General features: G+C 62.6%; 21 protein-coding genes, 1 pseudogene and 1 riboswitch. Of the genes and pseudogenes, 8 read left to right on the plus strand and 14 right to left on the minus strand.

Going from position 1 to position 26,646, the window contains the following annotated elements; all coding sequences use genetic code 11:
• Positions 1-11: 11 nt before the first annotated feature.
• Positions 12-1,109 carry a dihydroorotase gene (gene pyrC / locus AQ619_RS08765; protein WP_062146443.1) on the minus strand — a complete coding sequence of 366 codons (1,098 nt, stop codon included), beginning with the start codon at positions 1,107-1,109 and terminating at the stop codon, positions 12-14.
• Positions 1,110-1,139: 30 nt separating this feature from the next.
• Positions 1,140-2,045, minus strand: a complete 906-nt coding sequence (locus tag AQ619_RS08770) for a LysR family transcriptional regulator (RefSeq protein WP_062146446.1) — start codon at positions 2,043-2,045, stop codon at positions 1,140-1,142.
• Between the two features lie 297 nt (positions 2,046-2,342).
• Between AQ619_RS08770 and AQ619_RS08775 the strand changes: the two genes are divergently transcribed.
• Together AQ619_RS08775 and AQ619_RS08780 are read left to right on the plus strand one after the other, a co-directional pair.
• On the plus strand, positions 2,343-3,713 hold the full coding sequence (locus AQ619_RS08775) for a proton-conducting transporter transmembrane domain-containing protein (RefSeq protein WP_207205025.1): 1,371 nt from the start codon (positions 2,343-2,345) through the stop codon (positions 3,711-3,713).
• An 18-nt stretch (positions 3,714-3,731) separates the two neighbouring features.
• Positions 3,732-6,152 carry a YbcC family protein gene (locus AQ619_RS08780; protein WP_062146450.1) on the plus strand — a complete coding sequence of 807 codons (2,421 nt, stop codon included), beginning with the start codon at positions 3,732-3,734 and terminating at the stop codon, positions 6,150-6,152.
• 20 nt (positions 6,153-6,172) lie between these two features.
• Here AQ619_RS08780 and AQ619_RS08785 read toward each other — a convergent pair whose 3' ends face one another.
• Both AQ619_RS08785 and AQ619_RS08790 read right to left on the minus strand, forming a co-directional pair.
• Positions 6,173-6,685: an SOUL family heme-binding protein gene (locus AQ619_RS08785; protein ID WP_084745884.1), complete on the minus strand. Its 513-nt coding sequence runs from the start codon at positions 6,683-6,685 to the stop codon at positions 6,173-6,175.
• Positions 6,686-7,260: 575 nt separating this feature from the next.
• Entirely contained in the window at positions 7,261-9,213 is a 1,953-nt protein-coding gene (locus AQ619_RS08790) for a TonB-dependent receptor plug domain-containing protein (protein ID WP_062146454.1), read from the minus strand.
• Between the two features lie 139 nt (positions 9,214-9,352).
• Positions 9,353-9,540: riboswitch (cobalamin riboswitch) on the minus strand.
• 174 nt (positions 9,541-9,714) lie between these two features.
• On the opposite strand from AQ619_RS08790, the gene AQ619_RS08795 reads away from it, so the two are divergent.
• The 3 genes and pseudogenes from AQ619_RS08795 to mazG all read left to right on the plus strand — a co-directional run bounded on the left by AQ619_RS08795 (position 9,715) and on the right by mazG (position 12,470).
• Positions 9,715-10,212, plus strand: a complete 498-nt coding sequence (locus AQ619_RS08795; RefSeq protein ID WP_062146456.1) for a hypothetical protein — start codon at positions 9,715-9,717, stop codon at positions 10,210-10,212.
• Positions 10,213-10,290: 78 nt separating this feature from the next.
• Positions 10,291-11,673 carry an MFS transporter gene (locus AQ619_RS08800; protein WP_062146457.1) on the plus strand — a complete coding sequence of 461 codons (1,383 nt, stop codon included), beginning with the start codon at positions 10,291-10,293 and terminating at the stop codon, positions 11,671-11,673.
• A pseudogene (mazG, locus tag AQ619_RS08805) lies at positions 11,645-12,470 on the plus strand (nucleoside triphosphate pyrophosphohydrolase). The gene AQ619_RS08800 and the pseudogene mazG overlap by 29 nt, the downstream one beginning before the upstream one ends.
• Here mazG and hflX read toward each other — a convergent pair.
• The 8 genes from hflX to dusB form a co-directional block, all read right to left on the minus strand.
• The gene (hflX, locus tag AQ619_RS08810) at positions 12,460-13,794 is read right to left on the minus strand and encodes a GTPase HflX (protein WP_062146458.1); all 1,335 of its coding nucleotides are present in this window, start codon (positions 13,792-13,794) and stop codon (positions 12,460-12,462) included. The pseudogene mazG and the gene hflX overlap by 11 nt on opposite strands.
• Before the next feature lie 11 nt (positions 13,795-13,805).
• Complete coding sequence (hfq, locus tag AQ619_RS08815) at positions 13,806-14,054, minus strand: RNA chaperone Hfq (protein ID WP_013079113.1); 249 nt, start codon at positions 14,052-14,054, stop codon at positions 13,806-13,808.
• 155 nt (positions 14,055-14,209) lie between these two features.
• The gene (locus tag AQ619_RS08820; RefSeq protein ID WP_062146459.1) at positions 14,210-15,073 is read right to left on the minus strand and encodes a D-amino-acid transaminase; all 864 of its coding nucleotides are present in this window, start codon (positions 15,071-15,073) and stop codon (positions 14,210-14,212) included.
• Complete coding sequence (gene ntrX, locus AQ619_RS08825) at positions 15,074-16,462, minus strand: nitrogen assimilation response regulator NtrX (protein WP_062146460.1); 1,389 nt, start codon at positions 16,460-16,462, stop codon at positions 15,074-15,076.
• Positions 16,459-18,699 carry a sensor histidine kinase NtrY-like gene (locus AQ619_RS08830; protein WP_062146461.1) on the minus strand — a complete coding sequence of 747 codons (2,241 nt, stop codon included), beginning with the start codon at positions 18,697-18,699 and terminating at the stop codon, positions 16,459-16,461. The genes ntrX and AQ619_RS08830 overlap by 4 nt, the downstream gene beginning before the upstream one ends.
• A gap of 57 nt (positions 18,700-18,756) precedes the next feature.
• Positions 18,757-20,178 carry a sigma 54-interacting transcriptional regulator gene (locus tag AQ619_RS08835; RefSeq protein WP_062146462.1) on the minus strand — a complete coding sequence of 474 codons (1,422 nt, stop codon included), beginning with the start codon at positions 20,176-20,178 and terminating at the stop codon, positions 18,757-18,759.
• Between the two features lie 2 nt (positions 20,179-20,180).
• Positions 20,181-21,296 (minus strand): two-component system sensor histidine kinase NtrB, encoded by a 1,116-nt coding sequence (locus AQ619_RS08840; RefSeq protein ID WP_062146463.1) that lies wholly within the window; start codon positions 21,294-21,296, stop codon positions 20,181-20,183.
• The gene (gene dusB / locus AQ619_RS08845; protein ID WP_062146464.1) at positions 21,293-22,300 is read right to left on the minus strand and encodes a tRNA dihydrouridine synthase DusB; all 1,008 of its coding nucleotides are present in this window, start codon (positions 22,298-22,300) and stop codon (positions 21,293-21,295) included. The genes AQ619_RS08840 and dusB overlap by 4 nt, the downstream gene beginning before the upstream one ends.
• 99 nt (positions 22,301-22,399) lie before the next feature.
• Here dusB and AQ619_RS08850 point away from each other — a divergent pair, with 99 nt between their 5' ends.
• Both AQ619_RS08850 and AQ619_RS08855 read left to right on the plus strand, forming a co-directional pair.
• Entirely contained in the window at positions 22,400-23,551 is a 1,152-nt protein-coding gene (locus AQ619_RS08850; protein WP_062146466.1) for a bifunctional 2-C-methyl-D-erythritol 4-phosphate cytidylyltransferase/2-C-methyl-D-erythritol 2,4-cyclodiphosphate synthase, read from the plus strand.
• Between the two features lie 39 nt (positions 23,552-23,590).
• On the plus strand, positions 23,591-24,091 hold the full coding sequence (locus tag AQ619_RS08855) for a CinA family protein (RefSeq protein ID WP_062146468.1): 501 nt from the start codon (positions 23,591-23,593) through the stop codon (positions 24,089-24,091).
• Here AQ619_RS08855 and AQ619_RS08860 read toward each other — a convergent pair.
• Positions 24,078-24,533, minus strand: a complete 456-nt coding sequence (locus AQ619_RS08860; RefSeq protein ID WP_062146470.1) for a type II toxin-antitoxin system RatA family toxin — start codon at positions 24,531-24,533, stop codon at positions 24,078-24,080. The genes AQ619_RS08855 and AQ619_RS08860 overlap by 14 nt on opposite strands.
• A gap of 2 nt (positions 24,534-24,535) precedes the next feature.
• The gene (gene lipA, locus AQ619_RS08865) at positions 24,536-25,564 is read right to left on the minus strand and encodes a lipoyl synthase (RefSeq protein WP_084746228.1); all 1,029 of its coding nucleotides are present in this window, start codon (positions 25,562-25,564) and stop codon (positions 24,536-24,538) included.
• 31 nt (positions 25,565-25,595) lie between these two features.
• Here lipA and AQ619_RS08870 point away from each other — a divergent pair, with 31 nt between their 5' ends.
• Positions 25,596-26,636, plus strand: a complete 1,041-nt coding sequence (locus tag AQ619_RS08870; RefSeq protein WP_062146473.1) for an alpha/beta fold hydrolase — start codon at positions 25,596-25,598, stop codon at positions 26,634-26,636.
• Positions 26,637-26,646: the final 10 nt, after the last annotated feature.

A 26,646-nucleotide genomic window follows, 5' to 3' on the forward strand; every position in this document is an offset into this window, starting at 1 on the left:
TTGACAAATTCTTATGCCGCCTGGTGCCCGGCGAAGTGCCAATTCAGGGTCTCACCTGCATGGAACGGCACCAAAACCGCGGCCCCCAAGGTCATGTTTTCAGGAACCGGACTGGCTCTACGCTCCAGGACAACGACGCCGTCATTAAGCGGTAGGCCATAGAAGCGAGGGCCGTTTTCCGACGCAAAGGCTTCCAGGCGGTCGAGCGCGCCCTCTTCATCGAAGGTCTTCGCATAGCTTTCGATGGCATAGGGCGCGTTGAAGACGCCGGCGCAGCCGCAGGCGGCTTCCTTTGCACCGACGGTGTGCGGCGCGGAGTCCGTGCCAAGGAAGAACTTGGCGGAACCTGAAGTCGCCGCCCTGCGTAAGGCGAGTCTGTGGGTCTCCCGCTTTACGACCGGCAGGCAATAGAAGTGCGGGCGGATCCCGCCTTCGAACATGGCGTTGCGATTGATCGCCAGATGGTGCGGCGTGATCGTGGCCGCGATATTGGGCCCGCTGGCTTCCACAAAGGCCACGGCATCCGCCGTCGTTATGTGTTCGAACACCACCTTGAGGGCTGGAAAATCGGCGATCAGCTTGCCGAGAATGCGCTCAATGAAGACGGCCTCCCTGTCAAAGATGTCGACATGGCGATCCGTCACCTCGCCATGAATCAGCAGAGGCATGCCGATCCGCTGCATGGCTTCAAGCACGGCATGGATGTTCCGGATATCCGTGACACCGTGCGCTGAGTTGGTGGTGGCGTGCGCGGGGTAGAGCTTGCAGGCCGTGAAGACGCCCTCACCAAAGCCGCGCTCAACTTCACCCGCGTCGATGGTGTCAGTCAGGTAGCAGGTCATCAGCGGCTCGAAGGCCAGACCTGGCTCGACGACCGCGAGGATTCTGTCGCGATAGGCCCTCGCCGCCGAGACGGTCGTGATCGGCGGGCCGAGATTGGGCATGACGATAGCCCGCGCGAATTGCCTGGCCGTGTAGTTGACGACGGAGGCCAGCATGTCGCCGTCACGAAGGTGGACATGCCAGTCATCGGGTCGGCGAAGGGTCAGGTGAGATTGCGAGGAGGGATTGGGGCGGGCTTCGGTCACCGAACTATCCGAGATCGTCATTCATCGGCTCCTTGGCGGGCGCGGCTTGCTTCAGGACAAGACTGCATTGGGCTTGGCGCTCTCATATCCTGCAAGCAAGTCCGCGAGCAAAGCGTTTGGGAACCGACGGTTCTGAATGATGGCGTAAAAGCTTTCCGTAAGCTGCGGGATCCGGCAGTGCTCGACCAGCACGCCGGACTTCAGTTCGTCGCGCACGATGATGGGGGGAGCCAGGGTCACACCTTCGCGCTCGCGGGCGAGCAGGCGCAGCATTGCCATATCGTCGACTTCAGCCAGGATGATGGGCCGGATTCCAGCCAGGTCGAGCAGGCGGTCGAACCCGACCCGAATGTCACTGTCGAGGCTCGGAAGCAGTATCGGCTCGCTGCGCAGATCCTCCGGGAATCGGAACGGCGGCTTGTCGGGTCTGGGCCGACCAATCAAGCTGACAGGCTGCTGGTTGAGCAAGTAACTGCTAAAGGGCGCGCGAGCGTCCCTCTGCGGGACGCTATTGGAAAGCACCACATCGATGGCATGGGCCTCGAGCTGCGCGAGCAGATCGCGCGTCGTGCCGGAGCGCACGATCAGCTCCACGTCAGTACGACCGACCAAAGGGCGCAGGAACTCAAGCTGGAAGTTGCGCGACAGGGTCGTAAGCGCCCCGACTCTCAGAACCTGGCGGCTGGCCTGGGGACGCCCTGCAAGTGTGCTCATCAGCTCGTCGCCGGCCTGGAAAACGGTATCCGCATAATCCAGCGAAATCTGCCCGGCCTCAGTCAGGACGAGCCGCTTGCCGACCCTTTCGAACAGCGGGTGGCCCATCTGGTGTTCGAGTTTCTGAATCTGCACCGATAGCGCAGATTGCGACAGGTTCAGGCGTTCGGCTGCTCGCGTGAGGCTTCCCTCATGCGCGACAGCCCAGAAGTAGCGAAGATGGTTGAAGTTCAGGCTTTTCACATCGTTCTATAAAACAGAACGATGTCGAAGGAACAATGAATTTTTGCGCGACCGGGGCATCGGTTACCGGTCTCGCCGATCCGCACGGTGCGTTGAAGGGGAAGACCTTTGCCAATCGATCTCCTGCCGTTTGCCGCGCCCTTGGTGCTGTTGCTGTGCGCCGCTGTCGGGTTCACGAACCCTGGTCGCAGGCCTCGTCACCTTCCTCGGCTGGCCGAAGCCTCCGCCCTTATTGCCCTTGTGATCGCGGCGATCTCAGCGGTGGGGCTCGTTTTGGACGGGGCGGGGGGCAGCCGTTTGATCGGCCTGAACGGTGTCGGTCTGTCCCTCAGGCTCGACGCTGTCAGCGCCGTGATGTTCCTGCTGGTCTCGTTCATCGGCTGGGTCGTGGTGCGATACACTGCGACCTATCTGGACGGCGAGGCGCGGCAGGGGGCGTTCACCGGCTGGCTGTGCATGACCCTGGCCTCGGTGCTCCTGCTGGTACTGTCAGGGAACCTGGTCCAGCTCGTCCTGGCCTGGGTCGCGACGAGCCTCTTTCTGCACCGGCTTCTGCTGTTCTATCCGGACCGCGTCGCCGCCCAGCGTGCGGCCGCGAAGAAACGCATCACCGCGCGCCTCGGCGATGCGGCCTTGATCGTTGCGGCGGTGTTGCTGGCCCTGGCCTATGGCACAGCCGACATCGCGCAGATCCTGAGCAGCGCTCGCGCCGGGAACGGTGGCGGTCTCGCGATAACGGCGGCGGGCTTTCTGGCCGCGGCGGCCCTCTTGAAATCGGCGCAGTTTCCTCTGCATGGCTGGCTCACAGAGGTGATGGAAACCCCGACGCCCGTTTCGGCGCTACTGCATGCCGGCGTCATCAATGCCGGCGGGTTCCTGCTGATCCGATTTGCTGATGTGATGTTGCTGGCACCGGGCGTCCTGGCGGTCATGGTGATGATCGGTGGGTTCACCGCGCTGTTCGGCGGCTTGGTGATGCTGACCCAGCCTGCTGTGAAGACCTCTCTGGCCTGGTCGACGGTCGCCCAGATGGGCTTCATGATCCTCGAGTGCGGGCTTGGGCTCTTCCCGCTCGCCCTGCTGCACATCGTCGCTCATTCGCTATACAAGGCCCATTCCTTCCTGGCCTCCGGCGGCGCAGTCGACCTGATCGCTGCCAATCGCAGGCCAGGTCCGGTGGCCATTCCCAAGGCCAGCGCGGTCGGACGCGCCTTCCTTCTGGCTCTGGCGATCTATGGCATCGTCGGTTTCGCGTTCGGGTTCCAGGATAAATCCCCTCAGACCGTCGCTCTGGGAGCCATCCTGATCTTCGGTGTGGCCTATATGCTGGCCCAGGGTCTCGCCGACGCCGCGCCGCGGGCCTTGACCCGGCGGACGATCGTCTACGCCGTCGCCACCTCGGTCAGCTACTTCGCGCTGCAGGTCCTCGCTGTCTGGCTCACCTCTGGAGCATTGCCAGCCGCGCCGGCACCGGGACCGCTACAGTGGGCGTTGATCGTGCTGGCGGTTATCAGCTTCGGCCTCGTCGCCGTGGTCCAGGCGATGTTCCCGCTCTGGGCCTATCACCCGGCGGCCGCCGGCCTGCGCGTGCATCTCTCCAATGGCTTCTACGCCAACGCAGTGTTCGATCGGCTGCTCCGCGGCTGGCGTTTGCGCAGCGCTTCCTGATCTGACTGGAGCATGACGATGACGAATTCAGAGACTCCGCTTCTGCAGGCAACCCTGGACCTGGACGCCGCCGCTGATCGGGCCGCCCGGGCGATCCCTCCGGTCTGGCCGCTGGCGTCGAGCGTCGCGGTCAACCCCTTTCTCGGCCAGACCCATGAAAGCCTGGCCTCGGTCGCTGCGCGCCTGGGGCGAGTGGCCGGCTTATCGGTGACGCTGCCCCGCGACTGGTACCAAGAGCGAATCGCCAGCGGTGCGATCACCGACGGCGATCTGACCGACGCCTTGAGCAGCACACAGGAGGCCACGCGACCTGCGAGCCTCGCCGCGCTCAAGTCAGCCGCTGCGGCCTCAAGGCCGACAGTCTATGCCTTGCCGACGATCGCAGACCTTGCCGCTGATGTGTCGGGTATCGACTGGCCGGCTCTGATTGCAGAGCGCTTCGGCGCTTGGGCAGCAGGTTATTTTGACGAGGGGCAGGCGCTGTGGGCCGCGCCACGCGGGCGAGGTGCCTATGCGGCCTGGCGCGCTGTCGCAACCCATGATCTGACACCCGAGATTGTCGGCCTGGCGGGTTTCGCCACCCATGTTTCTCAGGCCCCAGAAACCGCCTCGGGCGCGATTGCCGGCGTCGCGCAGCAGATCGCTGTTCCGAGTGAGGCGCTTGAAACCTACTTCCACCAGATGCTGATGACGCTTGGTGGCTGGGCACAGTTTGCGCGCTACCGGCTTTGGCAGGCCGAGTTGGCCGGGACTACCGACTCGACCCTCACCGATTTTCTGGCGATCCGTCTGATCTGGGAAGCCGCGCTCCTCGAGCGATATGAGGCCAAGATCGCTGATCGCTGGAAGGCGGTTGTCGCCTCCCATGTCGACCCGATCATGCCGACGCATGATCAGGTCGTGGACGCCATTCTCCAGGATGCGGCGGAACGGGCCGCGCAGCGGATTCTGGCCGAAACCCTCGCTGCGCCCGGGAGCGACGCGCCCGAAAAGCGCCCGGTCGTCCAGGCCGCCTTCTGTATCGATGTCCGCTCCGAGGTGTTTCGGCGGGCGCTGGAATCCGTAAATCCCGAGATCCAAACCCTGGGTTTCGCCGGGTTTTTTGGCCTGACCGCCTCGCATCGTCGCTTTGCATCGGATGTGCAGGAGCTCCGTCTGCCGGTGCTGCTTAATCCGGGAGTGACCACCTGTTCTGGCGGTCCCGCGGACGCCGAGGCTGACCAGTCGGCGCGGTTCAAGGCCCGTGCGAAGCGGGCCTGGGGGCGCTTCAAGCTCGCCGCTGTCTCGTCCTTCGCCTTCGTAGAGGCGACGGGCCCGGTCTATGCCAGCAAGCTGGTCAGTGACGCCTTGGGGCTTCATGGCAGGCCCGCGCCGAATGAACCCGCGCCCCGGCTGGATCCCGCGCTCGACCTGACGACCAGGACCAAGGCCGCCGAAACGGTGCTGCGGGCCATGTCGCTGACCACCAACTTCGCAAGACTGGTCCTTCTGGCCGGTCACGGTGCGAACGTCGTCAACAACCCCCACGCCAGCGGTCTTCATTGTGGGGCGTGCGGCGGTTACTCCGGCGAGGTCAACGCCCGGCTGCTGGCGGCCCTGCTGAACGATTCGGAGGTCCGCGCGGGCCTGGTTCCTCAGGGGATCGACATCCCGGCCGACACCCTGTTCCTCGCCGCGCTGCATGACACGACGACGGACGCGGTCACGCTCTATGCGGACGATCAGGCCTCGCTGTCCCATCAGTCCGATATCCGCCAGGTCCAGCTTTGGCTGGAAGCGGCGGGCGTCATCTCAAGGGGCGAGCGAGCCCTGCGACTGCCCAGAGCGGCAGGGGAGGGCAGTCTTGAGCGTCGAAGCCGAGATTGGGCGGAAGTACGGCCCGAATGGGCGCTGGCCGGCTGCAAGGCGTTCATTGCCGCGCCCCGTCGGCGTACCGCTGGCAAGACCCTCGCAGGACGCGCCTTCCTGCACGACTACGACTGGAAGATCGACAAGGACTTTGGCGTTCTGGAGCTGATCCTGACCGCACCGGTGGTCGTCGCGAGCTGGATCAGCCTGCAGTACTACGGGTCTACTGTGGCACCGGCGGTGTTCGGCGGCGGCAACAAGCTGCTGCATAATGTGACCGGCGGAGTAGGCGTTGTTGAGGGGAATGGCGGCGTGATGCGCGCTGGGCTTCCCTGGCAATCGGTCCACGATGGCGAACGCTACGTCCATGAACCGCTGCGCCTGTCTGTCTGTATCGAAGCGCCCCGCGAAGCGATGTCCGAAATCCTCAATCGGCATGAGGGGGTTCGCGCACTGTTCGAAAATCGCTGGCTGCATCTTTTCGCTCTTGATGAAGCCGGCAGGATGGCCTGGCGCTATGCCGGCGATCTGAAATGGACCGCGATGGATGTCGCAGCCGATCCGGACGGTGCGCTAAAGATTGCAATCTGATCAGTGAAGGCGATCGGTGCCTAGGGCGCGACGGGAAGCATTAGTTCATTGCGTCGCATAAACCAGAGGGTCCATGGCGGATCGTACTGGGCCAGCGAAACCGGGCCGGTGGCACTTAGATTGTGAGTACTGACAAGCCCTTCGAGCCTGGCGGCTTTTGCGGTGACGTCTTCCTTGCCCGCCAGGCCGGAGAACTTCAGCACCGCAAAGCGAGTCGCCGGCACGGCTCTCAGGTGGACGTTTGGATCGTTCGGTTCCGGCAGTGTGGCCATAGAATAGGCACTCGGCATCGTGAAACGCACGATCCATTTTCCGGCGCTCTGGACCTGAGTGACTGGCGCGGTCATGGCGATGCTTTGACGTCGTGTATTGCCACCAAAAATGTAGCCGGCAAGCAGGCGAAAGCCCGATCCGGCCGCTTCCTTCTGGTCGCCACTGACGCTGACCTCAGCCACTATGAGGGTTGGGTAGTCGCGAATTTCGAACGCTCCAACTCGCAGGACCGATCTGTAGGCTGGTTCTTCGACGGCCAAGGGGTTCGTTCCGAGAAGGAGTTGCGCCGAGCATCGCAGCCAGAGCCCGGAAAGGTAACGACATCGGTCTTGACTGCGTTCCGCGGTTGGCCACGCTTTTTCCCTAGACCCGTAAACATAAGGGCCAATGTGGCGCTACGGATCGAGTTACATGATTTCCGATAATATACCTTAGACGACTAATTGAAGGAGGCTCTGGACAACGGTCTCCGGAAAATCCGCCCTTGCTCTCCTGGTAGTTCAGCGCAAGCCAGTTATCGCCCACTAGGCCGCACAAAACTAACTGGGCACCAGCACCACCTTGGCCTTCAGCTCATTGGGATCCATGTCGACAGTCGGTGGCTTACGCCAGGCCATGGACTGCGCGGCCTGCGCCCGGTCGATCACGCCTCCGTCCTGGATCCGGCGCAGTCCGGCTACCGCACAGACTTTCCGACACCAGAGCCGCACGCCCGAATCCGCTAGGCCGGAAAGACAGCCCTGCCCTTAAGATCCTGGCCGTAACGCGGCGGGCTTCAGTGAGGAAGCCCGCCATGCCATTGGGTACAACTCAAGATATGGCAGCGCCAAGCGCGCTAGAACTTGGCACGGAGCCCGAGGAAAGCCCCCCGTCCGGGCGTGCCATAGTTCAGAATGGTCTGGTAAGCCTCATCGAAGGCATTTTCTAAACGGCCATAGACTTCCAGGCGGTCATTGATCGGGTACGACGCCCGCAGGTCCACCAGCGTGTAGCCTTGGACAACGACCGTATTGGCCTCGTTATTATAGGTCTTGCCAACATGGCGCGCCGCAACAGTCGTCCTGAGGCCAACTGGCCACCGGTAGGTGGCGGAGATGTTGGCGAGATTTTTTGGCCGACGCGTCAGTTGCTTACCGCTATTGCTCCCGGAGGCATTCTCGGATTCCGTGAACGTGTAATTGCCGACAACGCTTAGCCGGTCGGTCGCCAGCACCTGCCCGATCAGTTCCAGCCCCTTGGCTCGAGTCTTCTGGATGTTCTTGTAGTAGCCAAAGCGCTGGACGCCGCCTGGCCGGCACAAGGGATCAACCGTTGTCGAAGAGCAGGAAAAAAAGCGGATCTCATTGTCCGCTTCGCGCTTGAAGACCGTGGCTGAGATCCTGGCTTTGCGTCCCCAGAATTGCTGCTCTGTGCCGATGTCCCAGCTGTCAAACGCCTCTGCCTGAAGCTGCTGATTTCCGTATTCGCTGAACAGCTCATAGAGGCCGGGGGCACGGAATCCCTGGCCGAAACTGGCGCGCACAACCGTTTTGCCTTCATTCAAGGACCAGGCCGCTGAAGCCTGACCAAGGCTGTGGGCCCCATAGGCATCATGGTCTTCATGGCGGAGGCCTCCGGTGAGGGTCAGGCCTGAAACGGGCTCGGCCTGGATTTGGCCATAAACGCTATCAACGCCAATCCGTCCGGTCTTGAAGGCGGGATTGGGGGCAAACTGGCTCGGCGACCGCGTCCTCATGGTTGAGCGTTCTCGCTCCGCACCAAAGTTGGAGGTCACCGCATCATTGAGCGCGAAAGCGCCCTGATACTCCCAGCGGCGGTTCTTGCCGGCAGCATCGAAGGTCAAAGGCTGGGCAACCCGGCTTGGGTTGAAGTTTTCCCGATCGGTGTCCGTGTAGCCATAACCCAACCGGTTGTTCCAGCGGCCGTCCAGAAGAGTGAAATTCAGGCCGGAATAGACCACGAGTTCATCAGTGCGTCCGAACTCGGCTGAATCCGTATTGAAGCCGTCAAAGTCGGCCTTGCCGCGCGAATAAACGGTCCGGATCTCGACCGAAGCCGCCGGATTGATGGCAAGCCGCATCCGGGCCGACAGCCCTGAGTTCTGATAGGCGTCCTTCTCCTTGCCGCCGGCATAGGCGGAAAAGCCGTCTGTGGTGTAGTAGCTGCCAGCCACTCGCCAGGTCAGGTGATCACCAATGCCGCCTGTGCCCGCCCGGAGGTAGGCGGTGTTTCTTGCGCCCCCCTCCCCGCTGACAAAGCTTTCAAAGGCCGCAGTCGGTTCGGCGGTCACCAGATTGATCACGCCACCAATGGCCTGGCTGCCCCACAGTGTCGATTGACCGCCGCGCAGAACTTCGATGCGCGAGATGTCACCAACCAGAAGGTTGCCCGCGTTGAATCCACCCTGGGTCGAAGAAGGATCGTTCAGCTTGACGCCATCAATCAGAACGACCGTGTGCTGGTTCTCCGCCCCCCGGATATAGAGGCTGGTCGCAGAGCCTGCGCCACCGTTACGGCTGTAGCTGACGCTGGGAGTCTGGACCAAGAGTTCGACGGCGGTCGTGGCCTGGCTCGCCTTGATGGCTTCGGTGGTCAGGATGGTGACGGATGAACCAACCTTTTCGATCGGCTGTGTCGATCGCGTGGCCGTCACCACGAGATCGGCGAGAGCGGTCGCGCCGGTCCGGCCGGCGACATCGGTTTCTGGAGCCTTCTGGTCCCGGGCCATGGCGGGTCCGGAGATGAGAGTAATGGCGAGTGCGCTGGAGCACAGGTGCGCTCTGATCATGGTCTTTCCCTTTGAATGACCGGCACACGTCCTCAAGCCCTGAGCGCAGGACTGCGCCAACGGCCAGAGGCCGCGACACGGCCCGACTGACATGTCGTTTCGCGGGAAATCCCGTTCGCTCGGCGCACCCCGGCCGGACGATGAACGACTGCGCCGGGCAGGTCTCCTGGCTCACGGGTCACGGCTTGGCGCGTCGCCTTCCCAGGACCGAGATCCCAGTGGCATGTGACGCGCAAGCTCGCCGCTTACAGTTGCGGGGGCAGCCGGGGTTTTGAACCCCGTTCCCTATTCATCCTCTTGCGAGGAACCTGACGCATGGCCAGACCTATAGGGCGAGCCCTAGAGCGTCAATCTTGGCCTTCGGGTGATCGGAGCGACTGCCGACAGGGAAAGCTCAAGGCCTAATCCGAACAATTGTTCGGGAGTGCGCATTGGTCACTGGCGTTTTGCCACGTGCGGCCGCAAGGTTCCCTCCGTGAGACTTGATGCGGAGTTTCGACCATGAAAATCCCGATGGCACTTTCGGCTCTGGCGATGGGTTTCGCACTGCCAGCCTTGGCCGCGCCCCAGGTTTCCAGCGTTCGCGTGTCAATTGGTCCGGACCTGGCCAAGCAGACCCAAACGCTGGATGCCCGGGAGTTCGACTATCTGACACGGGAACTCAAACGCTCCGTCGAGAAGCGGCTGGACCGATCGGGAGCGCTGGACCCTGCAGGCGGCGAACTCGAACTCATCATTGAAGATGCCCGGCCCAATCGTCCCACTTTTAGGGAGATGGCCGCGAAACCCGGTCTTTCCTACCAAAGCTTTGGCGTGGGTGGTGCCCGCATTAGCGGTGAGTACCGCGCGCCGACCGGTGCTCGAACCCCGGTCGACTACAGCTGGTATGAAACCGATATTCGCTGGGCCCAGTATGGATCCACCTGGAGCGATGCGGACGAAGCCTTTGATCGACTTGCCGAACGCCTCGTCAAGGACGGGTTCAAAGCCAACGACTAGGATACGCGAACGGCGCCAGCGCTGGACGCACCAATAAGACGGGAACCATCCCGCAGTACTGGGAGAGATATAGGCAGAATGTCTGATCGTAAATCAGCCTGGTCCTTGGCGGCTTTCGCCGCGCCCTGCCTGCCCCTTTCTGCGCTTGGCCTGCCACTCGTGGTCTACCTTCCCGAGTTCTATGTCAGTGAGTTGGGCCTTTCGCTCGGCGCAGTCGGCGCTGCGTTCCTGATCGTCAGACTGATCGACATCATATTCGACCCGTTCATCGGCGGAGTCATGGATCGAACACGAACCCAATGGGGCCGTTTCCGACCTTGGCTGGTGATTGGCTCACCGCTGGTTATGCTGGGAGCCTTTGGGCTGTTCATGGCTCAGCCAGGCATTGGCCCGGCCTACCTCTGGCTTTGCCTCATCGTGGTCTATGCCGGCTATTCCATGATGACCCTCTCCCACACAGCATGGGCTGCGGTACTTTCAAGCGACTACCAGCAACGGTCCCGGATCTATGGCTGGTGGCAGGCCGGCAATGTGGTGGGCATGATCCTCGTGCTGACACTCCCGCCGATCATGGCCCTGGCGTTCAAGAGCGATCACGCGTCAGGGATCCGCTCGATGGGCTGGTTCATTGTCCTGCTGATCCCGTTCACGGTTCTTCTCGCGACGCGCGCCGTTGGGGAACGCCCGGTCCCGCCTTCCCGACACAAGTCGGGCCTGGATCAGTACTTTGCGCTGCTCAAGCGCAAGTCGACCCAGAAATTGCTGATTGCGGACCTATTGATGGGTCTCGCACCGGGCATCGCCGGAGCGCTGTTTTTCTTCTTCTTCGAGCGCATCAAGGGCTTTGACAAAACCGAGGCAGGCATCCTGCTGCTGGTCTACTTCCTGGCCGCCCTGGCCGGCGCACCGATTTGGCCGGTTCTGGCCAAGCGGATCGGGAAGCATCAGGCCCTTGCCGTGGCATCCGTTGTCTATGCCGTCGTGCAGGTGTGCGCCGTCTTGACCCCGGCTGGCAACTCCTGGGCCGGGATGCTGGTCCTGATCCTGGCAGGCCTCCCCTACTCTGCCGCGCCACTTCTGGTCAGGTCCATGATGGCTGACATCGGCGATGAGGAACGCCTGGCCAGTGGGGCTGATCGGACCGGTCTGCTCTATGCCCTGGTCAGTGGTACCGTGAAGCTGGGACATGCCCTGGCCATCGGGGCCTTCCCCCTGTTGGCCTGGCTGGGCTTTGATCCCAAACTGCCTACGGCCACAGGCGAGACGGCACTCATTGCCCTTTACTCGGTCATCCCGGCGGCCATGGGTCTTGTGGTAGCCGTCGTCATGCTGCGCTATCCGCTCGACGCGACTCGCGTTGCTGAGATTCAGAGCCAACTCGCGGCGCGTGATGCGGCGAGTCTGGAGCACCCAGAGCCGGAACCGCAGAAACATGCCGCCTACCCCGCCCCTGCTGAATGATTCGGCTCATCCGCTTCTTGTCCTGATCGAGATCATGGCCCGCCTGCGCGATCCCCTCGGCGGCTGCCCGTGGGATCAGGAGCAGACCTTTGCAACCGTAGCGCCCTACACCGTGGAGGAGGCCTATGAAGTCGCTGACGCGATCGAGCGTGGCGATCTGGGCGATCTCAAGGAAGAGCTGGGTGATCTTCTTCTTCAGGTCGTGTTCCATGCTCGCATGGCCGAAGAACAGGGAGCGTTTGACTTCGGCCAGGTCGCGGCCGCCATTTCCGATAAGATGATCCGCCGCCACCCCCCACGTGTTCGGGGACCACGCCTATGACGATCAGGCCGCCCAAATAGCGGGTTGGGAGGCCCTGAAGGCTCAGGAGCGGAAAGCCAAGGCCAAGGTCGGCGTTCTGGACGACGTTCCCATCGGCCTGCCAGCCCTGACCCGTGCGGTAAAACTGACCAAGCGCGCCGCACGCGTGGGATTTGACTGGCCGTCAACGCGCGAGGTTTTGGCCAAGCTGCAGGAGGAGGTCGCTGAACTCGAGGTCGAGATCGCAGCAGGAGACAAGGCCAAGGCTCGGGAAGAACTGGGGGACCTTTTGTTCGTGTGCGCCAATCTGGCCCGTAAACTCGATGTCGAACCCGAAGATGCCCTGCGCGCCACCAATGCCAAGTTCAGCCGGCGCTTTGCCTTTATCGAGGCGGCGCTAGCGCGCGACGGCAGAACCCCTGATCAGTCTGATCTGGCGGAGATGGACGCACTCTGGGATGCCGCCAAGGTCGACGAAAAAGCCTCTAGTTCGTAACCATCACAAAGGCTTCCGGGAACTGGCGCTCAAATCGCCCCAGGGCTTGCGGGTCTAGCCGTGCAACGATCATCACGCCGCCCTCAGCCTCGTCCTCACGCGTCATCACGCGTCCATTGCGATAGATCCAGGCGAGTGCCTCACCTTCAGTGGCCGATAGCCGAATGGCGATGGGCGGCGAGTCATCAATCAGGCCGGCAATACGCTTGAGAAGAGCCTGGCACCCCTCTCCCGTGACCGCCGAAACCGGCGAAGCCTCAGCGCGGCGGGCACCACCTTCAATGGCCTCACGCTCATCCTGAGCCACGAGGTCGAACTTGTTCCAGACCTCGACCACGGTCTTGCCTTCGTCGAAGGTGACACCCAGTTCGGCAAGAACGGACTCGACATCCCGGGCCTGGGCCTGGCTGTCCGGATTGGCGATGTCTCGGACGTGCAGGACGACATCGGCTTCCTGCACCTCCTCCAGGGTGGCGCGGAATGCCTCTACGAGTTCGTGCGGCAGGTCAGAAATGAAGCCCACGGTGTCGGACAGGATCGCGGGGCGGCCGTCGGGAAGCTTCACAGTTCGAAGGGTGGGGTCCAGGGTCGCAAACAGCATGTCCTTGGCCAGCACTTCAGCCTCGGTCAACCGATTGAACAGCGTCGACTTGCCGGCATTGGTATAGCCGACCAGGGCTACGGTTGGATAAGGCACCTTCTTGCGGGCCTTGCGGTGGAGCGTTCGAGTCCGGCGGACCTCTTCGAGCTCACGCTTCAGTTTGAGAATGTGATCGGCGATAAGGCGGCGATCCAGTTCGATCTGGGTTTCGCCTGGCCCGCCTGTATTGCCCGTACCACCACGCTGGCGCTCCAGATGGGTCCAGGTCCGCACGAGACGCGACCGTTCATAGTCCAGACGCGCCAGTTCGACCTGGAGCTTGCCCTCCCGGGTACGCGCCCGCCGCGCAAAGATCTCCAGGATCAGACCGGTCCGATCGACGACCTTGACGTTCAACCCGCGTTCCAGATTGCGCTGCTGAACCGGGGTCAACTGATCGTCAAAGACCGCAACGTCGATCTTTTCGACCTCACAGATCGCTGCAAACTCTTCGATCTTGCCCTTACCGAACAGAGTCGCAGGCGTGACGACGCGCAGCGGCGCGATGGCCGTTTCGACCACATTCAGATCAAGCGCCACAGCGAGGCCGACCGCCTCCTCGAGCCGCGACTGTGGGTCGCGGGCCAAGGCAGCAGCCGGGCCCCGCAATGGCCGGACCGGATGAATGACGAACGCCTTAAGGATCGGCGCGGCGTGATCTACGGATTTGGAAGACTTGGACAAGCGTCTCTAATTCAATCGTCGGAATCGGCGCTCGGCTCGTACAGCTGGACAGGCTGGGCCGGCATGATGGTCGAGATGGCGTGCTTATAGACCAGTTGCGACTGTCCATCGCGCCGCAAAAGCACACAGAAATTGTCGAACCAGCTGACAACGCCCTGCAGCTTGACGCCATTGACCAGGAAAATGGTGAGCGGCGTCTTTGATTTGCGCACGCTGTTCAGGAACGTATCCTGCAGATTTTGTTTCTTTTCGGCAGACATTGGGGGTTCCCCTCTTATTGTTTCGGAGGGCAAAGCACCCTCCACACAAACAAGTCCATGCTAGTTCATTTTTCGCTGAACGCGATCACCATTCAGTGGGAAAATGCGTCCTGCGTCGAAATCGCGCTGTTTCCAGCCTGTAGAAAGGCTGATGATCAGATGGCTTTCGCTCTGGCCCTCTCGATGTAAAGACGCCGCAACCGGGTCGCTACGGGACCAGGCGATCCGTCGCCGACCTTGGTCCCGTCAATGCTGACGATGGGCAAGACCAGGGTGCCCGCTCCGGTGATGAAGGCCTCCCTGGCAGACTGCGCCTCGGCAATCGTGAAGGGCTTTTCGTTGATGGGCAGGCCTGCGTCCCGGATCACCTCAAACAAGGTCGAGCGGGTGACGCCACGCAGAATATTGGCATTGGTGTCCCGGGTCCGCAGATGACCCTCGGCGTCTATGATCCAGGCATTTGACGATGCGCCCTCGGTAACCAGCCCAAGGTCGTCAACAAACCAGGCTTCGATCGCGCCACGTTCCCGCGCTGCCTGCTTGGCCAAGGCGTTCGGCAAGAGACCAATCGACTTGATATCGCAGCGTCCCCATCGGTTCTCAGGCACGCTGACCACAGCCCCACCTTGTTCGGCCTTGCGTTCAGCCAGGGCACGATCCGTTGACTTGGCGGTGACGACCACCGACGGCGGGACGGCGGGATTTGGAAAGGCATGATCGCGGCGCGCAACGCCCCGCGTCACCTGCAGATAGACCAAGCCATCCCGTACCATGTTTCGGCGGATCGCTTCGCGCAGGACGCAGGTCAGAGCCGCCTGGCCCATCGGATGCGCGATACGCAAGCTATCCAGACTGCGCCACAGGCGCGCAAAATGGCCTTCAGCATCGGCCAGCTTGCCGTCGAAAATCGCCCAGACCTCATAGACGCCGTCGGCCAGCTGATAGCCACGGTCCTCAATATGTACGACGGCGTCGCCATGGCGGACAAAACGGCCGTTCACATAGGCAAAGCGCGACATCTAGTCTTCCTCGTCCGCCCGAGCGCCGGCCACACCCAGGGATTTGAGCTTGCGGTGGAGTGCCGACCGCTCCATCCCGATGAAATTGGCCGTTCTGGAGATGTTGCCGCCAAAACGCAGGATCTGGGCATTGAGATACTCGCGCTCAAACAGCTCTCGTGCCTCGCGCAACGGCAAGGCAATGATCCGCTCAGCACCGATGGCACCCGCGTGACCTGCTGATGGCTGCTCTGATCCGGCCAGCATCTCGGCGGTGATCAGGTCTCCGGGTTCGCCGGCAGCGAGGATCAGCATACGCTCAACATTGTTGCGCAGTTGGCGGACATTGCCCGGCCAGGTCTGCACCTGCAGGGTCGCCAGGGCGTCATCGCCCAAACGCCGCCGAGGCAAACCGGTGGCCTCAACGATGCGGTCGATGAAGAAGCTGATCAGTTCGGGAATATCTTCGCGACGCTCCGAAAGGCCCGGAACGCGAACGGGCACGACATTCAGCCGATGAAACAGGTCCTCTCGGAAGCGACCGGCTGCGATCTCGTCCCGCAGGTCGCGCGAGGTCGATGATATGACGCGAACGTCGACCTGCACGTCACTATCGCCACCCACGCGACGGAAACGTTGTTCAACCAGAACGCGCAGAATACGACTCTGCGTTTCTCGCGGCATATCGGCCACTTCATCAAGATACAGGGTGCCACCATGGGCACGCTCAAAGACGCCGATCTTGCGGGGCCGTCCGCCCTCGCCTTCCTCACCAAACAGCTCGACGTCCAGACGCTCCGGGGCCATGCCGGCCGAACTCACCGCCACAAACTCCTGACGGGTCCGGGCGCTCGCGCCATGGATGAGGCGGGCGACGAGTTCCTTTCCTGAGCCTGGGGGCCCGGAAACCAGCACTCGGCTGTTCGCAGGCGCGACCTTGGCAATCATCTGGCGAAGGGCCTGGGCGGCGGCCGATTTTCCCATCAAGCCATCAGATGTGAAGCTTTGGGCGCGAAGCCGGCGGTTTTCGCGCTTCAGTCCTGCGGCTTCCAGCGCTCTTTCGACCACCAGCAACAGCCGATCCGCCTTGAAAGGCTTTTCCAGAAACTCATAGGCGCCGCGCTTGATCGCACTGACCGCAGTTTCAATATTGCCGTGGCCTGAAATCATGATGACTGGGAGATCAGGATCCAGACCCTTGACCATGTCGAGCAATTCCAGCCCGTCCATACCCCCGCCCTGCATCCAGATATCCAGGACGAGCAAGGCCGGTTTCCGCGCACGCAAGGCCGCCAGGGCTTGATTGGAATCGGCCGCCGTCCGCACGGCGTAGCCCTCATCCTCCAGTATGCCGGCCACGAGATCGCGAATGTCGGCCTCGTCGTCAACGACAAGCACGTCAGCGCTCATATCAGCTCCTCTACGCCACCGAGGGCCGACGCGGACAGGCGTGCGGTCGCCGGAAATTTCAGGATTACCCGGGCACCGGGCACAACTTGGGCATCGGTCAAAACCAGCGAACCCTCGTGGTCTTCCATGATCCGCTTGACGATCGCCAGGCCCAGGCCAGTTCCCTTCTCCCGGGTCGTGACATAGGGCTCAGTCAGGCGGTCCCGATCACGCTGAGGCAGACCAATGCCATTGTCCTCAATGAACACGCAAAGGTCGTCCTCCTGCGCGACGAGGGTCGCAGTTATGCGACCCCGTGGCTCCGGGGTGATGTGCCGTCGGGCCCCTACGGCTTCGCCGGCATTCTTGAGAATGTTTGTCAGGGCCTGCCCCACCATGCGTGCATCACACTTGATGAGGATGTCTTCACCCGGCTCGTCGAGCACCACATCGATTTCCGGGTCGACAAAACGCTGGGCAAAGACGCTCTGGCGCAGCATCTCCGTCAGGTTCGCGGGCTCGAAACGCGGAGCGGGCATCCGGGCGAAAGCCGAAAACTCATCGACCATTCGGCCAATGTCTCCAACCTGCCGGATGATGGTCTCGGTACAGCGATCAAAGGTATCGAGATCGCTGGAGATTTCCTTGCGGTACTTGCGCTTGATGCGCTCTGCAGAAAGCTGGATCGGAGTCAGGGGGTTCTTGATCTCGTGGGCAATCCGTCGGGCAACGTCTTTCCAGGCGGCATTACGCTGCGCAGCGACCAATCGCGTGATGTCGTCGAAGGTCAGAACAAGCCCTTCGGCGACCTGTCCCGCGCCACGAACCCGCAGGCGCCGTGTCTCGCCGTCCCGCACCAGATCAACCTCGACCTCGGCGTCCGAGCGTCCCTCCAGGATCGTCTCGACGACGACGTCAAATTCCGGTGCCGCCGCGATCAGATCAACCCCTACAGCCTCCTCGCGCAGGCTGAGCAGGGTCACCGCCCGTCGGTTCAGAGCCGAGATGCGGCCCTGGCTGTCCAGGCTCACGACGCCTGCGCTGACCCCGGACAAGACTGTTTCGATGAAATGCCTTCGGGTCTCCGCGTCCAGACTAGCGGTCCGAAGAGCCGCTTGCTGAACCTGAAGATCTGTCGTCATCATGTTGAAAGCATGAGACAAGGCCCGTATCTCTTCAGGGCCGATCTCAGCATCTACCCGCGCATTCAGATCGCCCGCCGATACGCGGCCCGCCGCTTCCACCAGCCCAGCGACGGGACCGGCGATCGAGTTGGCAGCGGCCATCCCGACCCAGACTGCGGCGACCAAAACCAGAAGAGCAGTCTCGGCATAACTCAAACCAAAGATGGCCTGAATTCGCACCCGACTGCGTTCAGCATCCCGGTAAGAAATCAGCGAATCTTCGGCTTCGATCAGGTGGCTCAAAATACCTGTGTCGATCGGGCGGACGACATAGAGATAGGCGTCAGGAAAGGCCTTCAGCCGATAGAGTGCGCGAAAGAGGTCAGAGGACACAAAGCGTTGGGCCATGGCCACGCCTGAATCGGCACCCTCAAAGGTAGAGGGCGGCGGTGCCAGGAAGGCCGGAGCCCCCGGCATTTCGGCCCGGGCGAGGATCCGTCCATCACGGTCCAGAACATAGGCGGCTGTAAAGCCGCTATTGGCGGTTTCTCCGGCCAGGAAATGGCTGAAAACCACCGGCGACTGCGACATCGCCGGTGCGGCGTCGTTCAGGTTGGCCGCCATCGGACGGATGTGTTCGCTGATAAAGCTGGTTTGCTCAGAGACGTAGGACCGCGCCACCTTTGCCGAATTTTCGACGACGGTTCGGACCCTCTGGCTGAACCAGCCTTCGACACCGCGATTGACCAGAACCCCAAAGAACAGAGCGACAATAACGGCGGGAGCAACCGCAGCGAACGAAAACAAGCCAACAAATCGAAGGTGTAGTCGAGCGCCGGCGTCATTCGCCCTAGCGTCGATCATTTCAAACAGCCGAAGCCCCACCACCGTGGCAATCGCCAGGATGAGGACCAGATTGAAACCGAGTACGACGAGGATCGCAGTGCTGGCAGGGCTTATCGGCCCGCTCTTGGGCGGCGACGAAACCAGGGCCACGCCTGTCACAGTCAGGATCACTGCAAGGGCGTAAGCTCCGCCTAAGACAGAGCGCGACCTGAGCACCTCCGACCACCAGGACCGGCTGAACCGGGGCGCGGGAAGCTCTGACCCAACTGCGGACATGACTGACGCCATGCGACCAGTTTAGGAGTGAGTGTGCCTCAAAATCAACAGCTATGTGCTATATTAGCTTCATCGCCTGCCGCGAGACATCTCAACGCCCAGATCCTGGATTTTCTTGCGCAGGGTATTGCGGTTAAGGCCGAGGATCTCAGCCGCACGCACCTGGTTGCCCCGGGTAGCAGACAGGGTCAGTTGGATCAGTGGGCGCTCCACTTCCTGCAGGACCCGATCATACAGGCCAGCGGCAGGAACTCCGTCCGGCTGGTCTGCGAAATGCCCGGCAAGATGGCGCTCGACAAGCATGGACAGGGTCACCGGGCCTTCATCAGCGCGAACCGCCGGAGTGTGGTCCTGCAATTCCCGATCGACGATGCGCGCAGTGATCAGTTCCTCGGCGTAGAGGGCACACATCCGCCGGATCAGATTCTCCAGTTCGCGAACATTTCCCGGCCAGGAATGAGCCTTGAGTCGATCTAGAGCGCTGGAATCGATGGTCTTGGCCGGCAGGCCCTCACGGTTGGCGCGGAGCAGGAAGGTGCGGGCCAGATCAGGGATATCCTCCGTGCGGTCTCGCAGGGGCGGCAGCCGGACCGGTGCGACATTCAGCCGGAAGAACAGGTCCTCGCGGAACAGCCCCTGCTGGATCAGTCCGCGCAGGTCGCGATTGGTGGCCGCGATGATCCGCACGTTCGGGCGGCGTCCGGTCTTGGGATTCAGGACGGGTTCAGTGCCGTCGATGACGCGCAGGAGGCGGGTCTGGGCGTCGAGCGGCATGTCGCCGATCTCGTCCAAAAACAAAGTACCGCCATCAGCCTCGATCAGCCGTCCGAGATCACCATCGCCTCGACCAAAGAGCTCGGTCTCAACCCTTTCCCGCGGGACGGCCGCCAGGTTGATAACCACGAACTTGCCATCGCGGCGACGGCCCAGCTCATGCAGAGCGCGGGCGACCAGTTCCTTGCCCGTGCCGCTCTCACCCAAGATCAGAACCGTCAGGTCCGCGCCAACCAAGCGGGCGATGGTCCGATAGACTTCCTGCATAGGTGCCGAACGGCCGATCAGCGGCAAGCGTTCGTCGCGCATGGCCCGGGCCTGGGCCTTGGAGGCCTCCGCATCGGCCGGGCGAGACAGGGCGCGCCTGGCCGCCGCCGTGACGTCGTCCAGATCAAAAGGCTTTGAGACATACTCGAAGGCACCCGCGTCGGCAGCGTTGACGGCTGTCAGCAGGGTATTCTGTGCGCTCATCACAATGATGGGCAGTTTGGGGCGCTCCTTGCGGATGCGCGGCAGGACGTCGAAGACGTTCTCATCGGGCATCATGACATCGGTGACCACCAGGTCACCTTCCCCATCCATGACCCATTTGAGCAAGGTGGTAGCATTGCCGGTGGCGCGGACCTGGTAGCCCAGCCGGGTGAAGGCCTGGCTGAGAACAAGCCGCACCGACGAGTCATCGTCCGCGATCAGGATCTTCTTGCTTGCGGCGTTCATGCTTACGCGTCTCCGGCGGAGGGTTCAGGCGCCACAGGAAGCAGCACGCGGAAAACGGTGCGACCAGGCTCGGACTCAAAATCGATCAAACCGCCATGGGCGGTGACCAGCTTGGTCACCAGGGCCAGGCCAAGGCCGGTGCCATTGGGCTTGGTGGTGACGAACGGTTGGAACAGGTGGTCGCGAAGGCTCTGGGGAACGCCAGGACCATTGTCCTGCACCCGGATCTCGATCGGTGCACCACTGGCCGCCTTGCCATTGGCCCCTCGAACCCGAACGCCCGGTCGCCAGGCTGTATGGATCGAAATAGCGCCGCGTCCGTCGCCACGCATGTGAGCAGCTTCGGCGGCGTTCTTCACCAGGTTCAGGAAGATCTGAATCAGATGATCTTCATCGCCCCAGACCGCTGGAAGGGATGGGTCATAGGTCTCTCGCAGCGTGAGCCCATCGGCGACTCCGTTAGCGACAAGGGCGCGGATGCGATCAAGGACCTGGTGGATATTGACCGCCTCTCGCGGCGTCGGCAGGTCTTCGGAGAAGGCTTCCATACGATCGACAAGGCGCCGAATGCGGTCCGTCTCATCGACAATCAGTTGGGCCAGGGGCTGGTCTGCCGCAGAGGCACCGGTCTTCAAAAGTTGGGCGGCACCGCGAATTCCGGCGAGTGGGTTCTTGATCTCATGGGCCAGCATCTTGCCCAGCCCGACGACCGAGCGCAGCCCGGCGGCATCCGCGCTGCGATCTACGCCCAGCACACCCTTGACATGCAGGGTCAGGAGGACTGAGCCGTCTCCGAGCGGTGCGGCTGCCCCGTCAGCCTCAAAAGGCGGCTGACCAAAGAGATTGACCTCAACCCCATGCTCGCGAACCGGTGCCCCTTCAAAGATGGCACGGTCCAGCAGAGATACCAGCACGGACCCGGGCGGTAGGGCGGCGCGAAAGCGACCACGCGCCAGGAGCGACAGGCCATGACCAAACAGCGCCTCAGCCGCTTCATTGACGGCGACCAGACCGCCATCGCGGTCAACGACCAGGGCGGGTTCCGGGCTCAGGTCAAAGGCGGCCGCCTTCAGGGTCTCAGGGGCCTTGCCGCCAAGTGCGCGGGCGTGGTCGCTCATGCAGCGATCCTCCGGTATCCGAGCCAAAGGCGCGTCAAGGCGCTTTCAACCCGTTCAGGTTCATCCAGGCGACAGAGGCTGGAGCGCGCGGCGCGGCGCTCTTCGGCTGTCTCAGGCCAGGGTGCGGCATCGATGTAGGACGCCAGATGCTTGCGGAACATCTTCAGGCCGAGCGGCAGGCCGTAGAATTCCAAGCTCCGCCGGAAATGGGTCAAGGCGATCGCCAGCCGCGCCTCGGCATCAGGCTCGACAAAGGATCGGCCCTCCAGGGTCGCTTCAATGGCACCCGCGATCCAGGGCCGACCATAGACTCCACGGCCAATCATCACGCCGTCGGCACCGGATTGGTCGAGCGCCCGGCGCGCGCTGTCACCGTCGACGATATCGCCATTGACCAGCACGGGGATGGAGACCGCCGCCTTGACCTCAGCAACGGCGGACCAATCCGCAATGCCCTTGTAAAACTGGCTCCGCGTTCGGCCATGGACCGTGATCGCCTTGGCACCCGCCGCTTCGGCCCGGCGGGCGATGTCGGCGGCATTGCGAGTTGAATCGTCCCATCCCAAACGCATCTTCACTGTGACCGGAACAGAGACGGCGGCGACTGCCGCCGCGACCAGGGCTTCGGCCAAGTCTGGCTCGCGCATGAGCGCCGAACCACACTGCTGTCCGGCGGAAACCTCTTTGGCGGGGCACCCAAAATTGAGATCCACGATCTCAGCCCCGGCTTCTGCCGCCATGCGTGCACCCTGGGCCATCAAGGCCACGTCGCGACCGACCAACTGAACCACCATAAGCGGCAAGCCCTCGCCGACTGCGGCCCGCCGAACGACGTCAGGCCGTCCGCGCGCAAACTCGGCGCAGGCCACCATTTCCGTGGCCACATAGGGTGCGCCAAGCGCCGTGGCCGTTTCTCTGAAGGGCAGGTCAGAAACACCGGTCATGGGCGCGATCCAAACGCGCCCCGGTACTTCCACACCGCCAATATCGAGCGAGTTGCTCATTTTGTAATCATCCCCACCGCTGCGTTTTTAGGCACATTGTGCGCCGCAGTAAAGCCCGGATCGACTGGACAACCGCAACCGCCGGACTAAACAGCGGACATGACCTTTTCCGTCGTGATTGTCGCTGCCGGCACCGGGACCCGGGCAGGCCCGGGCCAAGCCAAACAATGGCGCTCCCTCTCTGGGAAACCCGTTCTGCGCTGGTCGGTCGAGAGCTTCCTTGCCGCAGGGGCCGCTGACGTGGTGATCGTCACCTCCGACGACGGGCAGGACATGCTGCCAGAGGTTCTGGCGGGACTAGACGGCTGGCGCAGCGCTCGGGGCGGCGCAACACGGGCGCTTTCAGTGCAGGCCGGCCTTGCGGCATTGTCTGAACGGCCGTCTGACGAAGCCGTCCTGATCCACGACGCTGCCCGGCCCTTCGTGACGCGCAGTACAATCCTGGCCCTGCTCGACAAGCTTTGTGAGGCGGACGGCGCCATACCGGCGCTCCCTGTCGCGGACACCCTGAAGCGCGCCCTACCCGGCTCTCCCCTCGAAACCACATCACGGGACAATCTCTGGCGAGCCCAAACGCCGCAGGCTTTCCACCGAGGGCGCCTGATCTCCGCCTATTCCGCCTGGTCAGGCCCGCTTGAACCCACCGATGATGCCCAGGTCATGGAAGCCGTCGGCGGCAAGGTTGCCCTGGTGACAGGTGATCCGCTCCTTCTGAAACTGACCTACCCCGAGGATTTCAACATGGCCGAACGCCTGGCGGGCGCAGCCCGTATCACTCGCATAGGTCAAGGATTCGACGCCCATCGCTGGGGCCAGGGTGACTCTGTCTGGCTCTGTGGCGTTGAAATCGTCCACGATGAAACCCTGATCGGACACTCTGACGCTGACGCCGGTCTGCATGCCCTGACAGACGCCATTCTGGGGGCCATTGGCGAAGGCGACATTGGCGACCATTTCCCGCCGACTGACCCCCAATGGAAAGGCGCATCGTCGGATCGGTTCCTGCAGCATGCTGCAGACCTTGTCCGTCGCAAGGGGGGCACCCTCATCAATGTCGACGTTACGCTGATCTGCGAGCGCCCAAAGATCAAACCTCACCGTGCCGCGATGCGAGAGCGTCTGGCGGAGATTCTTTCGCTTCCGCTCGACCGGGTCAGCGTCAAGGCGACGACAACCGAGCAAATGGGTTTTACCGGCCGAGGCGAAGGCTTGGCGGCTCAGGCCGTCGTCGCCGTCGAGACTCCGGCCTGAAGGGTATAGGCTCAGGCCTAAGTCTGCTGGAGATACCTGATGTTCCCGCTCGAGATCGAAACCCTGGCCCGACTGCTTGTCGCCGAGGCGCGCGACCAGTCCTTGCGCCTGGTCACCGCCGAGAGCTGCACAGGGGGGCTCGTTGCCGGAGCAATCTGCTCGATCTCCGGCGCTTCAGACGTCTTTGAACGCGGTTTTGTCACCTATACCAATCGGGCCAAGTCCGAGATGCTGGGCGTTCCCGGTGATCTGATCGCTGACCACGGTGCCGTGTCCGAGCCCGTCGCCAGAATGATGGCCGAAGGGGCCCTGGCCCAAAGCCATGCCCATGTCGCCGTCTCGATCACCGGCATAGCCGGTCCAGGTGGCGGCACGCCAATGAAGCCGGTGGGGACCGTCCACTTTGCGCTGGCGCGATCCAATCGCTCGGTTGTGCACCGACACGAGGTCTTCGATGGCCAAACCCGTGAGGCGGTACAACTGGCAGCCGTCAGGACCGCGCTCGAAATGCTTCGCGAAGCGGTGGCTAAGCGAGGCTAGGCCCGTGGATCTGTCGGGCACGCTCCTCAAAACAGGCGATCAGCTTGTCGGCGGCCCGATCCAGATTTGACGCGAGAAGGGCGTCGAGCATCCGTGACTTGAAGGCAAAATCGATAACGAACTCAACTCTGGTGCCGCCACCGTCCGGGCTGAAGCGCCACTGGTTGGCCAGGCGCTTAAACGGGCCGTAGAGCAGGCTCACATCCACCGTCAGTTGCTCGGCATCCCGCCTCACGCGCGTGGCAAACCGCTCCCTCAGGAACGAAAAGCCCACCTGCGCCTCGGCATCGACCGTGCTGATTCCGCCATCCTCGCGTGCGTTCCAGGTTCGCATGCCGGTAAGCCAAGGCACGAAATCGGGATAGGCATCGACATCACCCACCAGGGTGAACAACTGCTCAGGGGTGTAAGGCAGGACCCGGGTGACAACGTGACGGTGCAAGCCTAGGCCGTCCTGGCATCAAGGGCACGGCGGGCGGCCTGAAGCTTCGCAAAATCCTCGCCCGCATGGTGTGATGACCGCGTCAGAGGGCTGGCAGAGACCATCAGGAAGCCCTTGGCGCGCGCAATGGCCTCATAGGCCTTGAACTCTTCCGGGGTAACGAACCGGTCGATCGCAGCGTGCTTGCGGGTGGGCTGCAGGTATTGGCCGATGGTGATGAAGTCCACGCCGGCGGACCGCATGTCGTCCATCACCTGCATGACCTCTTCCTTGGTCTCGCCCAGACCGACCATCAGGCCCGACTTGGTGAACTGGCCCGGATCGCGCTCCTTGACCCGCTCCAGCAGGCGCAGGGAGTTGTAGTAGCGGGCACCCGGGCGGATCTTCAGATAGAGCCGCGGCACGGTTTCGAGGTTGTGGTTGAAAACGTCCGGACGGGCGTCGATCACCACGTTTTCCGCGCGATCCTTCCGCAGGAAGTCCGGGGTCAGGATCTCGATGGTGGTGCCGGGCGCGGCGGCGCGAATAGCCAGGACCACCTCGGCGAAGTGCTGGGCCCCGCCATCGGCGAGGTCGTCGCGGTCAACCGAAGTAATGACCACGTGCTTGAGGCCCATCTTGGCGACGGCCTCGGCCACGCGGCGCGGCTCGTCGGCGTCCAGCGCATTGGGCAGGCCGGTGGAGACATTGCAGAAGGCGCAGGCTCGCGTGCAGATCTCGCCCATGATCATCATGGTGGCGTGCTTCTGGCTCCAGCACTCACCGATGTTCGGGCAGGCTGCTTCCTCGCAGACCGTGGTCAGCTTGTGGTCACGCACGATGCTGCGGGTTTCGTTGTAGCCTGGAGACCCGGGAGCGCGCACACGCAACCAGTCAGGCTTACGCAGGACGGCCGTATCCGGGCGGTTCTGCTTTTCGGGGTGGCGCGCCGCACGATCTTCCGCACTGCGCGCCTTCAGCGTGTCGATCACTGTGGCCATGTTGCCTAAATCGGACTTCTTGCGCTCCGGATCAAGCACGCGATCTTGCATGTGCGGCAAAGGCACGAAATGACTGGCCGCCATGCGCCGCAGCTTTCTCGCAGTCCTGCTTGTCCTGAGCTTGGCCGGTTGTACCGACGGCGGCTCTCGCGCACCGTTTGCGGAAAGCCGGACCCCGCCGTCACTCGCCTCTCGATTTTACCCGCCGGACAATTGGGCCTGGGGCTATGTCCGCGTCGGAGATGCCCCGGCCCAGCGCTACGGCGTATCGGCGCCGCCCATCGGGCCCAGGGCGACCATCGTCATACTGACCGGCTATGGTGAACCCGCGGAGAAATGGTTCGAAACGGTCCAGCACCTGAATTCAGCCGGTTACACGGTCTGGATCCTCGAGCGCCAGGGCCAGGGTGGTTCCGAGCGCCTGACGCCTTGGCGGGACCTGGGGCATGTCGACAGCTTTCAGCCCGATGCCGCAGCCCTCCGTGCCCTGGTCAAGGTCGTCATCCGGCCGAGAGCGGACAGACCGCTCCTCCTCCTGGGTCACGCCGATGGCGCTCTGGTCGCTTTAGGGAGTGTCGAGGATGGCCTGCCGACGGACGGGCTGATCCTGTCCTCGCCGACGTTCGCGTTGAAGCCGTCGTCAAGTCGGAGCAGTGCCCTCTATCCATGGGCCAACCGGTTGAAGCTGGGCTGGATCCGATCGCCCCATGAGAAGGGTTGGAGCCGTGCTGGTCCTGATGAGTTCCAGTCAGCCCTGACCAGCGACAGGGTCCGCGGAGGCGTTCAACAGGCCTGGCTTACGGCCAATCCCGACCTGCGCATGGGCGAACCCAGCATTGGCTGGCAAGCCGCGCACGAAGAGGCTTCAGGCCTCGTGCGCACCAAGACAGCCCGGGTTCAAGCTCCAGTCCTGATCCTAGCTGGCGGCAAGGACACGGTGACGCCTAACGCCCTGGCATCCAAAACCTGCTCGGCGCTCGCCGATTGCCGGATGGTCAGTTTTCCCGCCGGGCGTCACGTCCTGCATATGGAATCAGATGCCGTTCGCAATGTTTGGCTGGCGGAAATTGACGGGTTCATAAGGGCTCACATTGCCGCCAGGACCCAACGCCGCAACAGTTAATGTCACGCCT

It is taken from the genome of Caulobacter henricii, from assembly GCF_001414055.1.
Taxonomy (GTDB): domain Bacteria; phylum Pseudomonadota; class Alphaproteobacteria; order Caulobacterales; family Caulobacteraceae; genus Caulobacter; species Caulobacter henricii.